This window comes from Saccharibacillus alkalitolerans (assembly GCF_011090185.1).
In the GTDB taxonomy this organism is placed as follows: Bacteria; Bacillota; Bacilli; order Paenibacillales; family Paenibacillaceae; genus Saccharibacillus; species Saccharibacillus alkalitolerans.
In genome coordinates this window covers 131,313-146,467 of the sequence record NZ_JAAFGS010000008.1, presented here as the reverse complement: position 1 = coordinate 146,467, position 15,155 = coordinate 131,313, and the positions used below count along the sequence as shown (strand labels likewise).

14 protein-coding genes and 1 riboswitch are annotated in these 15,155 nt (G+C 59.0%); of the genes, 3 read left to right on the top strand and 11 right to left on the bottom strand.

All coding sequences use genetic code 11. The features are described 5' to 3' along the window. Nucleotides 1-19 precede the first annotated feature (19 nt). The 6 genes from GYN08_RS19290 to GYN08_RS19265 form a co-directional block, all read right to left on the bottom strand. Nucleotides 20-1,315: an ABC transporter permease gene (locus GYN08_RS19290; protein ID WP_166277784.1), complete on the bottom strand. Its 1,296-nt coding sequence runs from the start codon at nt 1,313-1,315 to the stop codon at nt 20-22. Then, the gene (locus GYN08_RS19285) at nt 1,308-2,213 is read right to left on the bottom strand and encodes an ABC transporter ATP-binding protein (protein ID WP_166277781.1); all 906 of its coding nucleotides are present in this window, start codon (nt 2,211-2,213) and stop codon (nt 1,308-1,310) included. The genes GYN08_RS19290 and GYN08_RS19285 overlap by 8 nt, the downstream gene beginning before the upstream one ends. Nucleotides 2,214-2,257: 44 nt before the next feature. Then, nucleotides 2,258-3,151, bottom strand: coding sequence for an ABC transporter ATP-binding protein (locus GYN08_RS19280; protein WP_166277778.1), 894 nt, complete (start codon nt 3,149-3,151; stop codon nt 2,258-2,260). A 92-nt stretch (nt 3,152-3,243) separates the two neighbouring features. Then, a complete protein-coding gene (locus GYN08_RS19275; protein ID WP_166277775.1) occupies nt 3,244-3,633 on the bottom strand; it encodes a GntR family transcriptional regulator in 390 nt (129 codons plus the stop codon). Nucleotides 3,634-3,660: 27 nt separating this feature from the next. Further along, on the bottom strand, nt 3,661-4,380 hold the full coding sequence (locus GYN08_RS19270) for a hypothetical protein (RefSeq protein ID WP_166277772.1): 720 nt from the start codon (nt 4,378-4,380) through the stop codon (nt 3,661-3,663). 294 nt (nt 4,381-4,674) lie between these two features. Next, entirely contained in the window at nt 4,675-4,863 is a 189-nt protein-coding gene (locus GYN08_RS19265; RefSeq protein WP_166278008.1) for a hypothetical protein, read from the bottom strand. Nucleotides 4,864-5,366: 503 nt separating this feature from the next. Here GYN08_RS19265 and GYN08_RS19260 point away from each other — a divergent pair. After that, nucleotides 5,367-6,395 (top strand): serine hydrolase domain-containing protein, encoded by a 1,029-nt coding sequence (locus GYN08_RS19260; protein WP_166278006.1) that lies wholly within the window; start codon nt 5,367-5,369, stop codon nt 6,393-6,395. A 177-nt stretch (nt 6,396-6,572) separates the two neighbouring features. Beyond that, nucleotides 6,573-7,841: an MGDG synthase family glycosyltransferase gene (locus tag GYN08_RS19255; RefSeq protein WP_166277767.1), complete on the top strand. Its 1,269-nt coding sequence runs from the start codon at nt 6,573-6,575 to the stop codon at nt 7,839-7,841. 80 nt (nt 7,842-7,921) lie between these two features. On the opposite strand, the gene GYN08_RS19250 is transcribed toward GYN08_RS19255, so the two are convergent. The 3 genes from GYN08_RS19250 to GYN08_RS19240 all read right to left on the bottom strand — a co-directional run bounded on the left by GYN08_RS19250 (nt 7,922) and on the right by GYN08_RS19240 (nt 12,086). After that, complete coding sequence (locus tag GYN08_RS19250; RefSeq protein ID WP_166277764.1) at nt 7,922-9,610, bottom strand: glycoside hydrolase family 13 protein; 1,689 nt, start codon at nt 9,608-9,610, stop codon at nt 7,922-7,924. Nucleotides 9,611-9,956: 346 nt separating this feature from the next. After that, a complete protein-coding gene (locus GYN08_RS19245) occupies nt 9,957-11,372 on the bottom strand; it encodes a nucleobase:cation symporter-2 family protein (RefSeq protein WP_166277761.1) in 1,416 nt (471 codons plus the stop codon). 129 nt (nt 11,373-11,501) lie between these two features. After that, on the bottom strand, nt 11,502-12,086 hold the full coding sequence (locus GYN08_RS19240; protein WP_166277758.1) for a xanthine phosphoribosyltransferase: 585 nt from the start codon (nt 12,084-12,086) through the stop codon (nt 11,502-11,504). Between the two features lie 338 nt (nt 12,087-12,424). Further along, a riboswitch (purine riboswitch) is annotated at nt 12,425-12,524 on the bottom strand. A gap of 115 nt (nt 12,525-12,639) precedes the next feature. On the opposite strand from GYN08_RS19240, the gene mscL reads away from it, so the two are divergent. Continuing rightward, a complete protein-coding gene (mscL, locus tag GYN08_RS19235; RefSeq protein WP_166277755.1) occupies nt 12,640-13,125 on the top strand; it encodes a large conductance mechanosensitive channel protein MscL in 486 nt (161 codons plus the stop codon). Nucleotides 13,126-13,299: 174 nt separating this feature from the next. Here the strand turns inward: mscL and GYN08_RS19230 are convergent, their stop codons facing one another. Continuing rightward, nucleotides 13,300-13,605 carry a hypothetical protein gene (locus GYN08_RS19230; RefSeq protein ID WP_166277752.1) on the bottom strand — a complete coding sequence of 102 codons (306 nt, stop codon included), beginning with the start codon at nt 13,603-13,605 and terminating at the stop codon, nt 13,300-13,302. Between the two features lie 216 nt (nt 13,606-13,821). Continuing rightward, entirely contained in the window at nt 13,822-15,000 is a 1,179-nt protein-coding gene (locus tag GYN08_RS19225) for a hypothetical protein (RefSeq protein ID WP_166277749.1), read from the bottom strand. Between the last annotated feature and the right edge of the window lie 155 nt (nt 15,001-15,155).

Sequence of the window (15,155 nt, the reverse complement as noted above, 5' to 3'; positions counted from 1 at the left end):
TCGGCTTCGTTACCGGATTTTAAATCTTGTAAGCCTTCATCGCTTTGCGCAGTTCTTTCATTGAAGGGCGCTTGCCGTACATCAGCACCCCTGTGCGGTAGATCTTCGCCGACAGCCAGCCGAAGAAGAAGATCGACGCCAGCAGCAGCGCAAGCGATACCGCGATTTCCCAGAAGGCGATCTCGCCCAGGCCGATCCGCGCGATCATGGTCGTCGGCGACGTGAACGGCACGAACGACGAAATTTTCATCAGCAGCGAATCGGTATTGTTCAGGCTGAAGATCCCGATATAGAACGCGGCCAGCGACAGCATGGTCAGCGGCGTGACCGCCTGGCCGAGATCCTCGGTCCGGCTGACGATCGACCCGACGGCCGCGTACAGCAGAGCGTACAGGAAGTAGCCGAGGACGTAGAAGACCAGTCCGTAAGCCAGGACATCGAACGGCATCTGCGAGAAGTCGAGATCGAAGCCGGCCAGCACCTCGCGGTTGTACGGCAGCATCAGGTTGATCGCGATCGTGAGACCGAACACGCCGATCTGCAGCAGTCCGACCAGGAATACCCCGATGACTTTTCCGAACATCTGGGTCAGCGGCGATACGCTCGTGATCAGAATTTCCATGACGCGCGAACTCTTCTCCGAAGTGACTTCCGACGCGATCATGTTGCCCGTCAGCATCGCCGAGAAGAAGAACAGCGTCATCAGGACGTAGACGGTGATGAAGTTCATCGGATTGAACTTATCGCCTTCCGGTCCGTCCGCGTTCTGCTCGCCGGTTCCCGCCAACTGATCGTAGCTGACCGTGCTCAGCTGAACCGGCGTCGTCAACTGCCGAATCTGCTCGTCGCTTAGCGCGCCTTCCGTGATGAATCGGGTCTTGGCGCTTTCCAGTGCCGGCTGCAGCACCGCCTGCACGTCGGCCGGCACGGAGCCGTTTTCGGAGACGTACTCGACCGCCGGGAACGCTGCGCCTTCGCTCGGCGCGATCGTCAGGTATCCTTTAAGATCCTGATCTTTCGCCTGCTTGTTCAGCGCGGCGGCATCCCCGCCTTCCAGGTCCGCGAACTGAATTTCGTTGCCCGGCAGCGCCGAGACGTAATCTTCGATCTGCTGCGCGATCTCCGTCTGGCCGTTCGCCGCGATTCCGATCCGGTTGTCTCCGCCTTCGTCATCGCCCACGAACATCTGAATGATAAACGGCAGATGAATCCCGATCGTGATCAGCAGGGCCAACAGCAGCGTCGTAATGACGAACGATTTGGTACGAACTTTGTTTTTGAACGTGAAGCCGATTACCGTTCCCAGTCTATTCATGGCGTTCACCCACCGATCGAATAAAGATTTGGTTCAGCGTCGGTTCTTTCACTTCGAAATGCCGCACTTCGCTCTGCCGCATCGCTTCCGTCAGCACCGGCACGGCGGCCGCTTCGTCGGAAATGCGGATCAGATAGCTCTCCGGGTCGCCCTCCACGCCGGTTACGCCGGGAATGTTCTCCAAGCCGGCCACGGCCCCCGAGGTCTTGAGCAAAATTTGCTCGCGGGGGAACCCCTTTTTGATCTCTCGGATATCGCCCTGCAGCACCGTTTTCGATCGGTCGAGAATGGTCAGGTTCCGGCACAGCTCCTCGACATGCTCCATGCGGTGCGTCGAGAACAGGATGCTGGCGCCCTGATCGCGCAGTTCCTTGACCGCCAGCTTCAGCAGCTCCACGTTGACGGGATCGAGACCGCTGAACGCTTCGTCGAGGATCAGGATCTGCGGACGGTGCACGACGGCGGCGATGAAGCCCATCTTCTGCTGATTGCCCTTGGACAGCTCTTCGATCCGCTTGTCGTAATACTCTTCGGCGTCGAACTTCTTCATCCAGTACTTCAGATTCTGTTCGGCGTCCGTCCCGCTCATGCCGCGCAGCTTCGCCAAATAGACGATTTGCTCGCTGACTTTGACTTTGGGGTACAACCCCCGCTCCTCCGGCAAATAACCGACGAGACGCTGTACCTCGCTTCCGTACGGACGGCCGCCGTACGTGATCGTTCCTTCGTCGGGATAGATCAAGCCCAGCACCATGCGCATCGTCGTCGTCTTGCCGGCCCCGTTCGCTCCCAGCAGTCCGTAGATCTCGCCTTCCTGCACGCCGAACGAAATCCGGTCTACCGCCGTTTTTTCGCCGTAACGCTTGAGCACGTCACGCAGAATCAGCCTTTCGGTCATCTTCATCATTCCTTTCCGTTATGTTTATGTAGACGCGCCGGCTTTTAGACCGGGGAGAGACCGCCGTTCATCCAATGCTCCATGACTTCGTCCAGTTCCAGCGCCCTTACCCGGATGGGCTTGACTCCGACCTCGTCCAGCAGCGCCGCCGTTCCCGCATAATCCAGCGTCACGAAGCGCACCATGCCTTCCGACTCAATCGACGATTCGACGATGCCCGGCAGTTCCTCCAACAGCTCGTCGTCGCGGGAAATCCAAATCTCCCGGCCGCGTTCAAGCAGCGCATCCTTCTCCAGCATGCCGAGCGATTTCCCTTTGTCTACCAGAACCAAATAGTCGGCCATCCGGCGAACTTCCTCCACGATATGCGTCGACATCAGCACCGTGGCGCCGTCTTCGTCCACGCAGCGGCGGATCTCGTCCATCATCGTTTTCCAGGCGAAAGGATCCAGGCCCGAAGACGGCTCGTCGAGCAGCAGCAGCTTCGGTCTTGTCGCCAGCGCCGCCGCGATTTCGAATTTTCGCCGCTGCCCTTTGGAGAGCTTGTTCAGCTTTTTCCCTCCCGGCACGTCGAATCGGCGCAGCAGCTCCTCGTAACGCTGCCAATCCCAGCGGGGATACCAGGACGCGCGAAAGTCGGCCGCGTCGTCCATCTTGATTCCGTTCTCCTCCGCCGCAAAATTCTCGGGCACGTAAGCGATCTCGGCTCTCACGTCCGCCGGCAGTCCTCCCGGATAAGGTCTGCCGAACCAAATGACTTCGCCTTCGTCGGGACGCACCAGCTGAACGGCCAGCTTCATCAGCGTCGACTTGCCGGAGCCGTTGCGCCCGATCAGCGCCGTAATATAATGCTCGTACAATTTCAGATCGAGGGGACCCAGTACCATGCGATCCCGCTTCTTGACGACGTTCCGCCATTCCAGCACCGCGTTATCCATCGTTCCACACTCCTCTTCCGCTCTCTGCCGTTCGGCAGGCATGGAATCGGAAGTCCGCCCCGGCCCCGGTTCGCTCCGGGAGCGGCTCCCGTCTATTTACGATTCTCTTCTCTCAACGTTTCATCCAATAACGAGCGAAGCTCGTCCCCCGTATATCCGACCGATCTCGCCGTATCGATCAGTTCGCGTACCGCGTCCTGCACGATCTGCTTTTTGTACGCTTCGCGGTCGTCCGTATCGACCTTGGTGACGAACGTCCCCGTACCCTGCCTCGTACGCAGCAGACCTTCGTTCTCCAGGTCCTGGTAGACGCGGCGGATCGTGATCACGCTGCATTTCAGATCGGCCGCGAACTCGCGGATGGACGGCAGCAGCGTCCCTTCCGCGACCTGTCCGGTCACGATAAGCGAGCGCAGCTGTGTCTCGATCTGATGATATAAAGGCTCGGCGCTGCTTTCGTTGATTTGAACGGGAATCCGCATTTTCTCACTCCTCTCCCGCCTGTCCGCTCATGCCAGGTCCCTCAGCGGCAGCCTGCGCACGATGAAGCGGTACGACACGTACGCCGACACCGCGCCCAAAGCAAGCATGATCCACATCGCCGGCGATGCGCCCCCTAATCTTGCGCTGATCTCGATGCTCGATTGCACGACGGATACTCCTGACAAATGCAGGCTCAGTATCGCCAGTTCCAATACGAGCATCAGGACGAGACTGTACCAGAAGTAACCTTTGCCCCGAAGCAAAAACTCCATCATGATGTAAAAACAGTTCAGCGTCACGCCGAAAGCCGTCCAAGTCAGCGCGAAAGCGGCATACTCGCCGAGAGTCATCTGTTCGCGTATCCCGCTGCTCACCGCATACATCAGCCCGAACAGCAGGACTCCGTTGCACAAGGTCGCCATCAGCAGCTGCATGTATCTCGCGACTACAAGAACTTCGGTCGCTATCGGCAGCGTGCGGTAATGGGCGAGCATATGCGTATACGAATCTTCCGTGATGTACTTGGTAATCCGTCTGGAAAAATAAAAGCCGACCATCGACGCGATAATCCAGAAGATCAAATCCACGAGAAGCAGCATCCTTTTGTCTTCCGCGATCTCTCCCAACGTTATCCCGCCGAAAAAGCCCATATACAAAATGAAAACCAAAGACCCCGACAGGTAATACCGATCGATCTTCAATTCCCGGCCGACGATCAGCCAGGCTTGACGCCAGGTTCCGCCCACATTGTCCCTCCGTTCTTCTTAAAAAGAGCCGTTCGCGGCCTTCGGACCGTTCCTGTGCTCATGTATATATCAACAAGCACAATTTAACCGAATTTATTCTTCCCGTCAAGCGAATCCGCCTGTAGCGCCATTTTTTGCAGCCAAAAAAACCGTCCTTTCGGCAAATTAGCCGCAAAGGACGGTCGAGTTGTCTCGCATAAGCGCTGCCTTTCACTTCAATCCGGTTGCCGGAACCTGTGCTTGCCGGCAAAGGCATCTTCACGTTAAATCCGTTCGCGGCCGCGGCCGCCCGCTTCAGGAAACGGACGAGTTCAGCTTGCCGAGCTCGTTCTCAACCACCAGCGTCAATTCTTCCTCGTAGCCGCCCATAATGTGATACTTCCGAACGTATTCTTTCACAAACTTTTTCGGATCACTCGGACGGAAAATACGAGTCATTTCCCGCAGACTTTCCTTGACTTCGTTATGACCTTTGGTCGCCATCATAATTCCCTCCCGGAACGTATTCGTTATCGAGAATGTCAAAAAAATCTGCTGCCGACAGACGCCCCTAGAGGTTATCGCACTGCCCGCCGCGCTCCGTTGCCTTGTAAATCGGCAGTTCCGTGCGCCGCCGTGAAGCCAAACATCCACCTGATTTCTTACATACCCGACGAAATGCTTACTGAATCACTTCCGGTTTGCCCTTTCTTCTCTCTCTTTGGCCGGATGCGACTCTCCTCCAAACGAAAAACGAAGATCTTTACACAGATTTAAGAAGATGCTTACTTACGAGTATAACATTTTTCGACGAAATTGGATATGAAGCGAGGGCCCTGAAGCAAAAACCCCGATTGCGGTTATAACTTCTTAATCGAGCTTTTTATCGAACCCTATTCATTAGACGCGCGCCGTTCGGCAAAGTTGCTGGAGCGCTTTCCGGGAATATCGCCGATAATCGGATAAGCCGCGGGCCGCAAACACGCTTAAGGAGGACTGCCGACATGATGCCCCATCCCGCGCCGTTGATCGTTTCGTCGGGTTCTTTCTCCGCCCCCCTGCCTTCCTGCTCGCCGGAAGAACAGCAGACCGACGGCTTCCCGCTGCTGCAGGCCGACCGCGCCGCCGAACGCAACTTCCCCAAGCTGCGCAGCTTCCTGCTGATGCGCGGCGGAAAGCTCGTCTTCGAACGTTATTACGGCGGCGCGACGGCGGAAACGCTGCACGACCTGCGCTCCGCAACCAAAAGCTTCACCGCGGCGCTCGTAGGCATTGCCCACGAGCGCCGGGGAGAGCCGGATCTGGACGGCTCCGTGTTCGGACATCTGGAGCGCGTCTGGCCGAAGGACGCCCATCCGCTGGCCGAAGAGATTACGCTGCGCCAGCTGCTGACCATGACGTCCGGATGCTACTGGAAGACCGGACGCAGCCTCGGCGAAGCGCTGCTGCGCCCGTTCCACCGCAGCCGCAGTTGGATCTCGTTCGCGCTGCGCCTGCCCGTGATGCCGGAACAGCGCGGCGTCTTCACCTACCGCAGCACCGATTCGCATCTGCTGTCGGCGATTCTGACGGAATGGACCGGCGAAGACGCGTTCACTTTCGCACGGCGCGAGCTGTTCGAACCGCTCGGCATCCGCAGCGCGGCCTGGTCGCCGGTGCGCGAAGGAGTCAGCGCCGGGCATATCGGCTTGGCCCTGACCGCGCGCGACCTCGCGCGCTTCGGGCTGTGCTGTCTCGGCGGCGGCCTGTACGAAGAGCGCCGCGTGCTGCCCGCGGAATGGACAAAGCAGATGCTGACGCCTCAGACCGAAGGCTACGAAGGCTTCGGCGACTACGGGTTCCAGTGGTGGGCCGGCGAGCTGGACGGCGTGCCTTACGCCTGCGCGCACGGCCACGGCGGGCAGCAGATCTATGTCCTGCCGACGCTGGACGCGGTCGCCGTCTTCACGTCGGACAGCCGCGTGAGCCGCTACAAAAATCCGCGCCAGCTGATGCGGAAGTTCGTGCTGCCCGCGCTCGGCGCCGCAAAAAGCTGAGCCGGAGATCCGGCTTTTCCCGGCTGCGGCTTATGCCCTCGTCCGCGCTTTGCCTTCGTCTCCCTGCCAAGTTAGGCGGGTCCGGTCCGAATCGGAACCGATTCGGCTCGCTCCCCGCGCCGAAACTTGATATGATAGATTTTATCTCGTCATCACGCATAACTCAGGGAGGAACCCATGCAACCGCAGGAACCGAACGTCCTAATCCTGTACGCCAGCTACGGCGACGGGCATTACCAGGCGACCAAAGCGCTCGAAAAAAGTTTGAACGAACGAGGTATTCACAAGGTCAAACTGCTCGATCTGATGGCCGAAGCGCATCCCAAACTCAACGATCTTACCCGATTCGTATACATGCAGAGCTACCGCACCATCCCCGGACTGTACGGCCTGGTGTACAACATGACGAAAGACATGAAAGCGGATAAACCGTTCGCCCATATTCTGCATGCTTTCGGCACGCGCCGGCTGGAAGACTATCTGAAGACCGAGCGGCCCGGCGTGGTCATTCACACGTTTCCGCAGATGGTCATGCCGAAACTGCGCCGCAAAATCGGCCTGGATATCCCGATCGTCAACGTCGTGACCGACTTCGATCTGCACGGAAGATGGCTGCATCCGGACGTCGACCGTTTCTACGTCGCCACGCCGGACATGCGCAGCCAGGCAGCCGGATCCGGCATCGATCCGAACCGGATCGCCGTCAGCGGCATTCCGATCAAGGCCGGCTTCGGTTTACCGGAAGAAAAGTCCGAGGAAGCAGCCGGCGAAGCCGGTTTCCCGGCTGGAACGGACTTCCCGGCCCGTCCCGCCGGGGAAGGTTCCCCGGCGGGCAGCCTCCCCGAATTCGCCGCCGCCCGCGCGCTGCGCGGGGTCGAGCCGCCCGTGCCGGGCGTCCGGCTCGACCCTGCGCGCAAGACCGTGCTGCTCATGGCCGGCGCCTACGGCGTCATGCTCGGCCTGCGGCGGGTCTGCGACCTGCTGCTTGCGCAGGACGATATTCAGGTCGTCGTCGTCTGCGGCCGCAACGAAGAAATGCGCGCGGGACTCGCGCAGCAGTACGCGGACAGCGGGCGCATTCACGTGCTCGGCTTCACCGACCGCGTCGCCTCGCTCATGCGCATGAGCGACTGTATCGTGACCAAGCCGGGCGGCATCACCCTGGCCGAGTCTCTCGCCTGCCGGCTCCCGATCTTCCTGTTCCGCCCCGTGCCCGGCCAGGAACGCAATAACGCCGTCTATCTGGAGGAAAAAGGCGCCGCGTTCGTTTCCCGCAGCGCCGACGAGCTTGCCGGACAGATCGCCGGTCTGCTGAGCGATCCCGCCAAGCTGCGCGAAGCCCGCGAACGCGCCGGCGGATTGGGCCGACCGAACGCGTCGGACGAGATCGCCGACGATCTGATCGCGCGGTATCTGTCCGCCCGTTCCGCCGATATTTCCGGCTGATCCGTCATTCGTTTTTTCTTCCCCTTCTCTCTTCACGAAAAAAGAGCCTATCCCTTTTTCGGGAAGGCTCTTTTTTTCGCTCAACTCAGCTTATACACCCTAGCCTCATAAGGCCGCAGCGTCAGGCTGTACAGTTCTTCGTCTTCCAGCGGCTCGTAGTTGGCGATCAGCAGCTCTTCCTTCATGCCCTGCAGATCTTCCGGCCACTCGAACGTCGGGGTGCCGCTGAAGAAGTTCAAGATGACCAGCAGCTTCTCGTTTTCCCATGTGCGCACGTAGGCGTAAATCTCTTCGTGCAGCGGCAGCAGCAGCTTGTAATCGCCGTAGACGATGACTTCGTGCTTTTTGCGCAGCTCGATCAGCTTGCGGTAATGGTGGAACACGGAATCCGGGTCTTTGCGCGCCGCTTCGACATTGATCTTGGTGTAGTTCGGATTGACCCCCATCCACGGCTCGCCGTCCGTAAAGCCCGCATGCTCGTCGTAATTCCACTGCATCGGCGTACGGGCGTTGTCGCGGCTTTTTTTCCAGATGCGCTCCATGATCTCCTTCTCGTCCATGCCCTTCTGCTTGCACTGCTTATAATAGTTCAGCGTCTCGACGTCGCGGTACTGGTCGATGGACTCGAAATGCACGTTGGTCATGCCGATCTCCTCGCCCTGATAAATATAAGGCGTGCCTTGGAGCGTATGCAGGAACGTGCCGAGCATTTTGGCCGAGCGCACGCGGTAATCCTGGTCGTTGCCGAATCTGGATACCTGACGGGGCTGGTCGTGGTTGCTCATATAGTTGGCGTTCCAACCTTTTTTGTGCAGGACGGTCTGCCAGCGGCTCATGATCTTCTTCAGGTCGATCAGCGTCCACGGCTTGATGTCCCACTTGCCCGTGCCGCCGGACTTCGCGTCCAGGAACATGTGCTCGAACTGGAAGATCATGTCCAGCTCGTTGCGCCCTTCCCCGACGTAATCCAGCGCCTGCTCCGGCCCGAGACCGGACACTTCGCCCACGTTCATGATGTCGTAGAAATCCAGCACGTCCTCGTTCAGCGTCCGCAGGAAGTAATGGACCTTGTCCAGGTTGGAGAAAAAGTGGTACGCCTGCACGACCGGAAGGTTCTGCGGGTTGTCGGCATCAGGCAGCCCTTCCGCTTTGACGATGTGGGAGATGGCGTCGAAACGGAAGCCGTCCACGCCTTTTTCCAGCCACCATTTCACCATATCGTGCAGCTCGCGGACCACCTCCGGATTTTCCCAGTTGAGATCCGGCTGCTCTTTCGCGTAAAGGTGCATGTAGTATTCCTGCGTCCGTTCGTCGAATTCCCAGACCGAGCCGCTGAAATACGATTCCCAGTTGTTCGGGTAGCCGCCGTTTTCTTTCGGTTCGCGCCAGATGTAATAATCCCGCTTCGGATTGTCCTTCGACGCCGAAGCTTCGATGAACCATTCGTGCTCGTGCGAGCTGTGATTGAGCACCAGGTCCATGATGATGCGGATATTGCGGGCGTGCGCTTTCTGAAGCAGCTCGTCGAAATCTTCCATCGTGCCGTACTTGGGATCGATGCCGTAATAGTCGCTGATATCGTAACCGTTATCATAGTCCGGCGACGTATAGATCGGGCAGATCCAGACGGCGTCCACGCCGAGCTCCTGCAAATAGTCGAGCTTTTCGATGATGCCGCGCAGATCGCCTTTTCCGTCGCCCGTCGTATCTTTGAAGCTGATCGGATAGATCTGATATATGACGCTTTCTTTCCACCATTTCTTATTCATTATTCCGTCACCCCGGAGCGAGTAGTAGTTGTGTCCGTGCCTGTCGTGTTTCTTCTCTATCCTTATTGTAACCATCTTGGAGAGGCATCTTTCAAAAATTCAGGAAGTGCCTTCGGAATCGGAGGAAACGCAGCGGCTCACGAGGCCCGATCCTCCGGCTTGCGGACATTTTTCGTCGCGAGGAAGCGGCTCTATTACTGCGATTGGATGAATACGGCAGGTCGTATGCGCCGGGCAGGCAAAAAAAAGACCGGCTCGGCCGCGTCGGCGCGGGAGCCGGTCCTGCTTGTCGGGAGTCGGGGCGGCGGAGCCGGCGCGCAGGGCCGTTCGGCTCCGCGGCCTTTTGTTACACCGCGCTGCCGACGCCGTTCTTCGAACCTGCCGGCGCGGAGGATTCCCGCGCCGAAGATTCGTCCGCGCCGCCGAACACGTCGTCGTCTTCGGTCACTTTAAGATGCGCGTTTTTCTCGCTCAGCCCGTTGAACAGCAGATTCATGAGGATCGCAGTGAAGCTGCCGGCGATGATGCCGTTGTCCGCCAGGATGCGAATCTGCTCGGGCAGGCCGGCGAACAAGCCCGGCACGGAAGAGACGCCGAGACCCATGCCGACGGAGCAGGCGATGATGAACAGGTTCTCGTGGCGGGACAGGTCGACCTGGTCGCCCAGCACGCGCACGCCCGACGAGAGCACGAGACCGAACAGCGCGACCATCGCGCCGCCGAGCACGGACGGCGGGATCAGCTGCGCGGTCGCGGCGATTTTCGGCACGAAACCGACCAGCACGAGCAGGATGCCCGCCACGGCGACGACGTCGCGCGTCTTCACGCGGCTCATCTGCACGAGACCGACGTTCTGAGAGTACGTCGTGTACGGGAACGAATTGAAGATGCCGCCGAGCATGATCGCCAGACCTTCCGCGCGGTAGCCGCGCGCCAGCTCCTTCGAGCCGATGTCGCGGCCGACGATTCGGCCCAGCACCATGAACACGCCCGTCGATTCCACGACGCTGACGATCGCGACGAGGATCATGGTCAGAATGGCGCTGATGTTAAACGTCGGAGCCGCGAAATGGAACGGCGTAATCGCATGGAACCAGCTGGCGTCGGTTACCGGCGAGAAATCGACTTTGCCCATCAAAGCCGCTGCGGCCGTGCCGACGACAAGCCCGATCAGGATCGAAACGGAACGGATGAATCCGGTCGAAATGCGGTTCAGCAGCACGATGAAGATCAGCACGCCGAAGCCGAGCGCGATATTGGGCAGACTGCCGAAGTCTTCGGCTCCGTTACCGCCGCCCAGATTGGTCATGGCCGTCGGAATAAGCGTAAGGCCGATAATGGTCACGACGGAACCCGTCACGATCGGCGGGAACAAGCGGATCAGCTGGCCGAACAGGCCGGAGAAGAGGAAGATGAACAGGCCCGAAGCGATAATCGCCCCGTAAATCGCGGAGATGCCCATGCCCGGCGCGTTGCCGATCATGATCATCGGAGACACGGCCTGGAACGCGCAGCCGAGCACGACCGGCAGCTTGATGCCGAACAGACGGTTGCCCCAGACCTGCATCAGCGTCGCGACGCCGCAGGCGAGCAGGTCGATCGCGATCAAGTAGGTCAGCTGCTCCGGCGTCATGCCGATGGCGTTGCCGACGATCATCGGCACGACGATCGCTCCGGCATACATCGCCAGCACATGCTGGATGCCGAGCGAGAAAGTTTTCGCCGGATGGCGGTGTTTTTGGAAAATGCGGTCCGAACTCATAAAGCTGGATTCCCCCTATACATAGTCGAAGTGGATGATTCGTCAGGATGCGCGCCGGAGTGCCGGATACGCCGCCGCTTCCGGCCGACGGCCGACGCCCTGTCCGGAGCGCTCCCGCTTCCGGACGGTTTAGTGCACGGCTTCCGCCGCGAAGGATACTTTGCCTCCTTCGAGCGAAGAGACGCGGACCAGCGATTCCACGCGGTAACCCGCTTCTTGGATACGCTGCGCGCCGCTCTGGAACGACTTTTCGATCACGATGCCGATGCCCGCGACTTTCGCTCCGGCTTGTTCGACGATTCTTGCCAGACCCAGCGCCGCTTCGCCGTGGGCGAGGAAATCGTCGATGATCAGCACGTTGTCTTCGGGAAACAGAAATTTCTTAGAGACGGTCACGTCGTTTTCTTGCCGCTTCGTAAACGAGTAGACCTTCTCCACATAGATATCTTCCCGCAGCGTCAGCGATTTCTGCTTGCGCGCGAAAATCATCGGCACTTCCAGTTCAAGCGCGGCCATGATCGCCGGCGCGATGCCGGACGACTCGATCGTCAGCACCTTCGTGATGCCTTCGCCCGCGAACAGACGCGCGAATTCCTTCCCGACTTCCTTCATCAGCACAGGATCCATCTGGTGATTCAGAAACGAGTCCACTTTCAATACCTGGTCGCTCAACACGATCCCTTCGCTCAACACTTTGTCCTGCAGTAGTTTCAAAGCAAGTTCCCCCCGGATGTTTAAGTTAGGGCGCTGCAGCCCGTAAACGTTCAACGAAAAATGCAAAAAGCCCGCCTCTCTTCCGTCTCGGAAGAAAAGCGGACTATGGAATGCACGGCTGCGGCTTCTTCGGTAGGCCCGGGCCCAAGCGCCGGCACGCGGCGGACCTTCTTCGCGCGAAGAAGGTCCGGCCGCATCCGAGCACGGTCGGAGCTGCGCTTCGGCCGGAGGATCGGCGTCCGCGCGCAGGCAGTGAAGCCTTCGCGCGGACGCGCCGCCGGATTCGCAGCGAACGGACCGTTTGTCCGAAGAACGCCGGGAAACCGGGACCACGCAGGCCCCGGGCAGCCGTTTTCCGTAGTCCGATCGTTCCGGCGACCGGGTAGAGACATGCGGGCCTATTCCCGCACCTATACGAAAAACAGAATAATGGTTGAAGTATACTCCGAATCGCAAAAAATGAAAAGTGAAAATTACATGAAAGGTTAGTTTTCAAACGAAAATTTTCGTGTACAATGAAAACTGATCCGTCTATCATTCAAGGAGGGAAATCATGGGAGTCGTCAAAGAATTTAAGGAATTCGCAATGCGCGGCAACGTGATCGATCTCGCGGTCGGCGTCATCATCGGAGCCGCGTTCGGAAAAATCGTCACTTCGCTCGTCAACGATATCATCATGCCGCCGGTCGGCAAGCTTCTCGGCGGGGTCGATTTTGCCAATCTGTTCATCAACTTGGACCGCGACGCGACGCTGTCCGACGGTTCGCCGATCCGCACGCTGGCTCAGGCCCAAGAAGCCGGCGCAACCGTGATCGCGTACGGACAGTTCATCAATAACATTCTCGATTTTCTCATCGTGGCTTTCTGCATTTTCGTCCTCGTCAAAGGCATCAATATGCTGAAGCGCCAGGAACACGAGAAACCGCAGCCGGAAAAAACGACCCGCGAATGCCCGTACTGCCTCAGCGAAGTGTCGGCCAAGGCCAGCCGCTGCCCGCACTGCACGTCGGAGCTCGAACCGGCAAAACAAGGCGCGTAATCGTACCGGTTCCGTTCGGTTCGCTCAAAAAAACGGCTCCCGCCCCCCGTTTCCGTGCGGGGCTCCGAGAGCCGTTTTGTCCTGCCTGCATAATCAAAGGAAAACGCCGAGCCGAGCTTATCCGGAACACGGCGGCGACCGGCGAATCCGATGCTTTCCGATTTCCGGCTTGCCTCAAATGGGACGGTTGTAATTCGGGAGCAGATTCGCGACGATCGAATTCAGGTCGTGGTCTTCCATACCTTTTTCTTCTCCCGTATCGAGTTCGCGAATCCGGATCCATTCGTAAGGAGCCGACGGATGAACCGGCTTGAACAACAGCTGTTCCGCGTCGTCGAGGCGCACCTCGTAGCCCATGCGGGCGAACATTTTGACGAATTTTTCCTCGCCCGGACGCTCGTCCTCGCCCAACAAGATCAAGCCTCTCAGCTGTTTCGGCTCTTCTTCCTGCATAACCTCAAAGTGTACGATGCATTCCATGATCCTTCACCCTTTCTGAAAGCTTGCCCAATAACTTTGATATTTTTTTCACACCCTTAACTTCACCTACGTAACAGCGTGCAAAACGTTGCAAATAAATGCAAATCAGCGTCAAAACGCCGAACCCCTGCCCGGCGGGCAGAGGTTCGGCAGCCGTATGACAAGCATAACTTCCCTGGCGCGCCCCGATTTTCCCGAGGCTCGAAGGACATTCGTTCAGATTTGCTCCGAAGCGCAGTGCGGGCACCATTTGGAGCCCTTCGGCAGTCCGCTTCCGCAGACCTGGCAGCGCACCACCTCGCCGACCGGACGGCGCACGATGAGCTCCTCTTCGTCGGTCCCTTCCGTACCGCGGTTCCATGAAGCGATCAAGCGGTCCAGTTCGTCTTGACGTTCCTTTTCGCGCTCGATTCGTTCCCGCTGCCGGCGCTCATGTTCCGGATCGCGAATCGGCTCCGCTTCTTCTTCCGCATAGGCATCCGGCCCGTCCGCGGGCGCTCCCCGTTCTCCGGCTTCGCGCTCTTCCTTCATCTTGCGGCGTTCGCGCTCCCGGATCTCGCGCAGTTCGCGGCGCTGGCGTTCTTCGCGCTGCTCGGGAGTCTCCTCTCCCGAGCGGAAGGCCGCTTCGTAGGATGGCACGTACTCGGCGACGCCTTGGTCCGATTCTTCCCGCTCGTCGGCCTGTTCTTTTTCCAAACGCCCCAGTTCGAACCGCTTCGTCTCGAACTGCTCGTCTTCTTCGGACGGCTGCTCCCGAAGACGCGACGTTTCGAAACGCTCTTCGTTCGGGAGACGCTCGCCTGTCTCGGACGGTTCCGCTTCGTTTTGAAGCCCGCTCCGCCGTTCCCGATCGTCGCGGCGTTCTTCTGTGCGAAGCTCCTCTTCGTAACGCTCGTCTTCATACGGCCCGTCTTCGTCAGGCCCGAAACCGGGAACCCCGAGCAGATCGTGCACCGCCTCCGATTCGACTTCCGATTTCCGCTCCGTTTCCTTGCGGAGCTCCACCTTGCCCGAAGAAGGCGCCGGCGCTCCCTCCGCCGTTTCCGGCGTCAACTGCCGTCCGCAGTGCGGACAGACTGCGGCATCCGCATCGAGACGCGCCCCGCATACGCACAGCTTCTCGCCGCGCAGCTCCGCGATCTTGGCCCGAAGCTCCGCGATCTCCTCGGTCAGCAGGTCGCAGGCGGTACACAATTCCATGATTTCTTCTTCGGCCGGCCCCGTGTTACGGCTGCTGTAATTTTCGTAAAACACCTGTCCCATGCGCAGAAAATGCACTTCGATTTCGCGCTGAATATCCGAAATGTGGCTGTTCAGCCGTCCGATTTCGACCGCGCTCTGGGCACGTTCGGAAGCTTTCCCCGCGCCGTCTTTGATCCGCTGCAAAAAATTCAAGTCCCTCTCCTCCTCTGTTCCGACCGGCGCGGCTTTCCGCGGCCGGAAAAGCCGATGCCGCACGCGCATCCCCATATTTTACACGATTTGCGGCTGGCGGTGAAAATACCTCGCGCATCTCCGCCCGATGCTTGCCTGCGGGCCGGATTCGCTCC

What these genes read in the sequence shown, in the direction of transcription:
- GYN08_RS19290 (WP_166277784.1), bottom strand. Translation starts at nt 1,315, where the DNA reads ATGAATAGACTGGGAACGGTAATCGGCTTCACGTTCAAAAACAAAGTT.
- GYN08_RS19230 (WP_166277752.1), bottom strand. Translation starts at nt 13,605, where the DNA reads ATGGAATGCATCGTACACTTTGAGGTTATGCAGGAAGAAGAGCCGAAA.
- GYN08_RS19265 (WP_166278008.1), bottom strand. Translation starts at nt 4,863, where the DNA reads ATGGCGACCAAAGGTCATAACGAAGTCAAGGAAAGTCTGCGGGAAATG.
- mscL (WP_166277755.1), top strand. Translation starts at nt 12,640, where the DNA reads ATGGGAGTCGTCAAAGAATTTAAGGAATTCGCAATGCGCGGCAACGTG.
- GYN08_RS19285 (WP_166277781.1), bottom strand. Translation starts at nt 2,213, where the DNA reads ATGACCGAAAGGCTGATTCTGCGTGACGTGCTCAAGCGTTACGGCGAA.
- GYN08_RS19255 (WP_166277767.1), top strand. Translation starts at nt 6,573, where the DNA reads ATGCAACCGCAGGAACCGAACGTCCTAATCCTGTACGCCAGCTACGGC.
- GYN08_RS19280 (WP_166277778.1), bottom strand. Translation starts at nt 3,151, where the DNA reads ATGGATAACGCGGTGCTGGAATGGCGGAACGTCGTCAAGAAGCGGGAT.
- GYN08_RS19260 (WP_166278006.1), top strand. Translation starts at nt 5,367, where the DNA reads ATGCCCCATCCCGCGCCGTTGATCGTTTCGTCGGGTTCTTTCTCCGCC.
- GYN08_RS19245 (WP_166277761.1), bottom strand. Translation starts at nt 11,372, where the DNA reads ATGAGTTCGGACCGCATTTTCCAAAAACACCGCCATCCGGCGAAAACT.
- GYN08_RS19275 (WP_166277775.1), bottom strand. Translation starts at nt 3,633, where the DNA reads ATGCGGATTCCCGTTCAAATCAACGAAAGCAGCGCCGAGCCTTTATAT.
- GYN08_RS19250 (WP_166277764.1), bottom strand. Translation starts at nt 9,610, where the DNA reads ATGAATAAGAAATGGTGGAAAGAAAGCGTCATATATCAGATCTATCCG.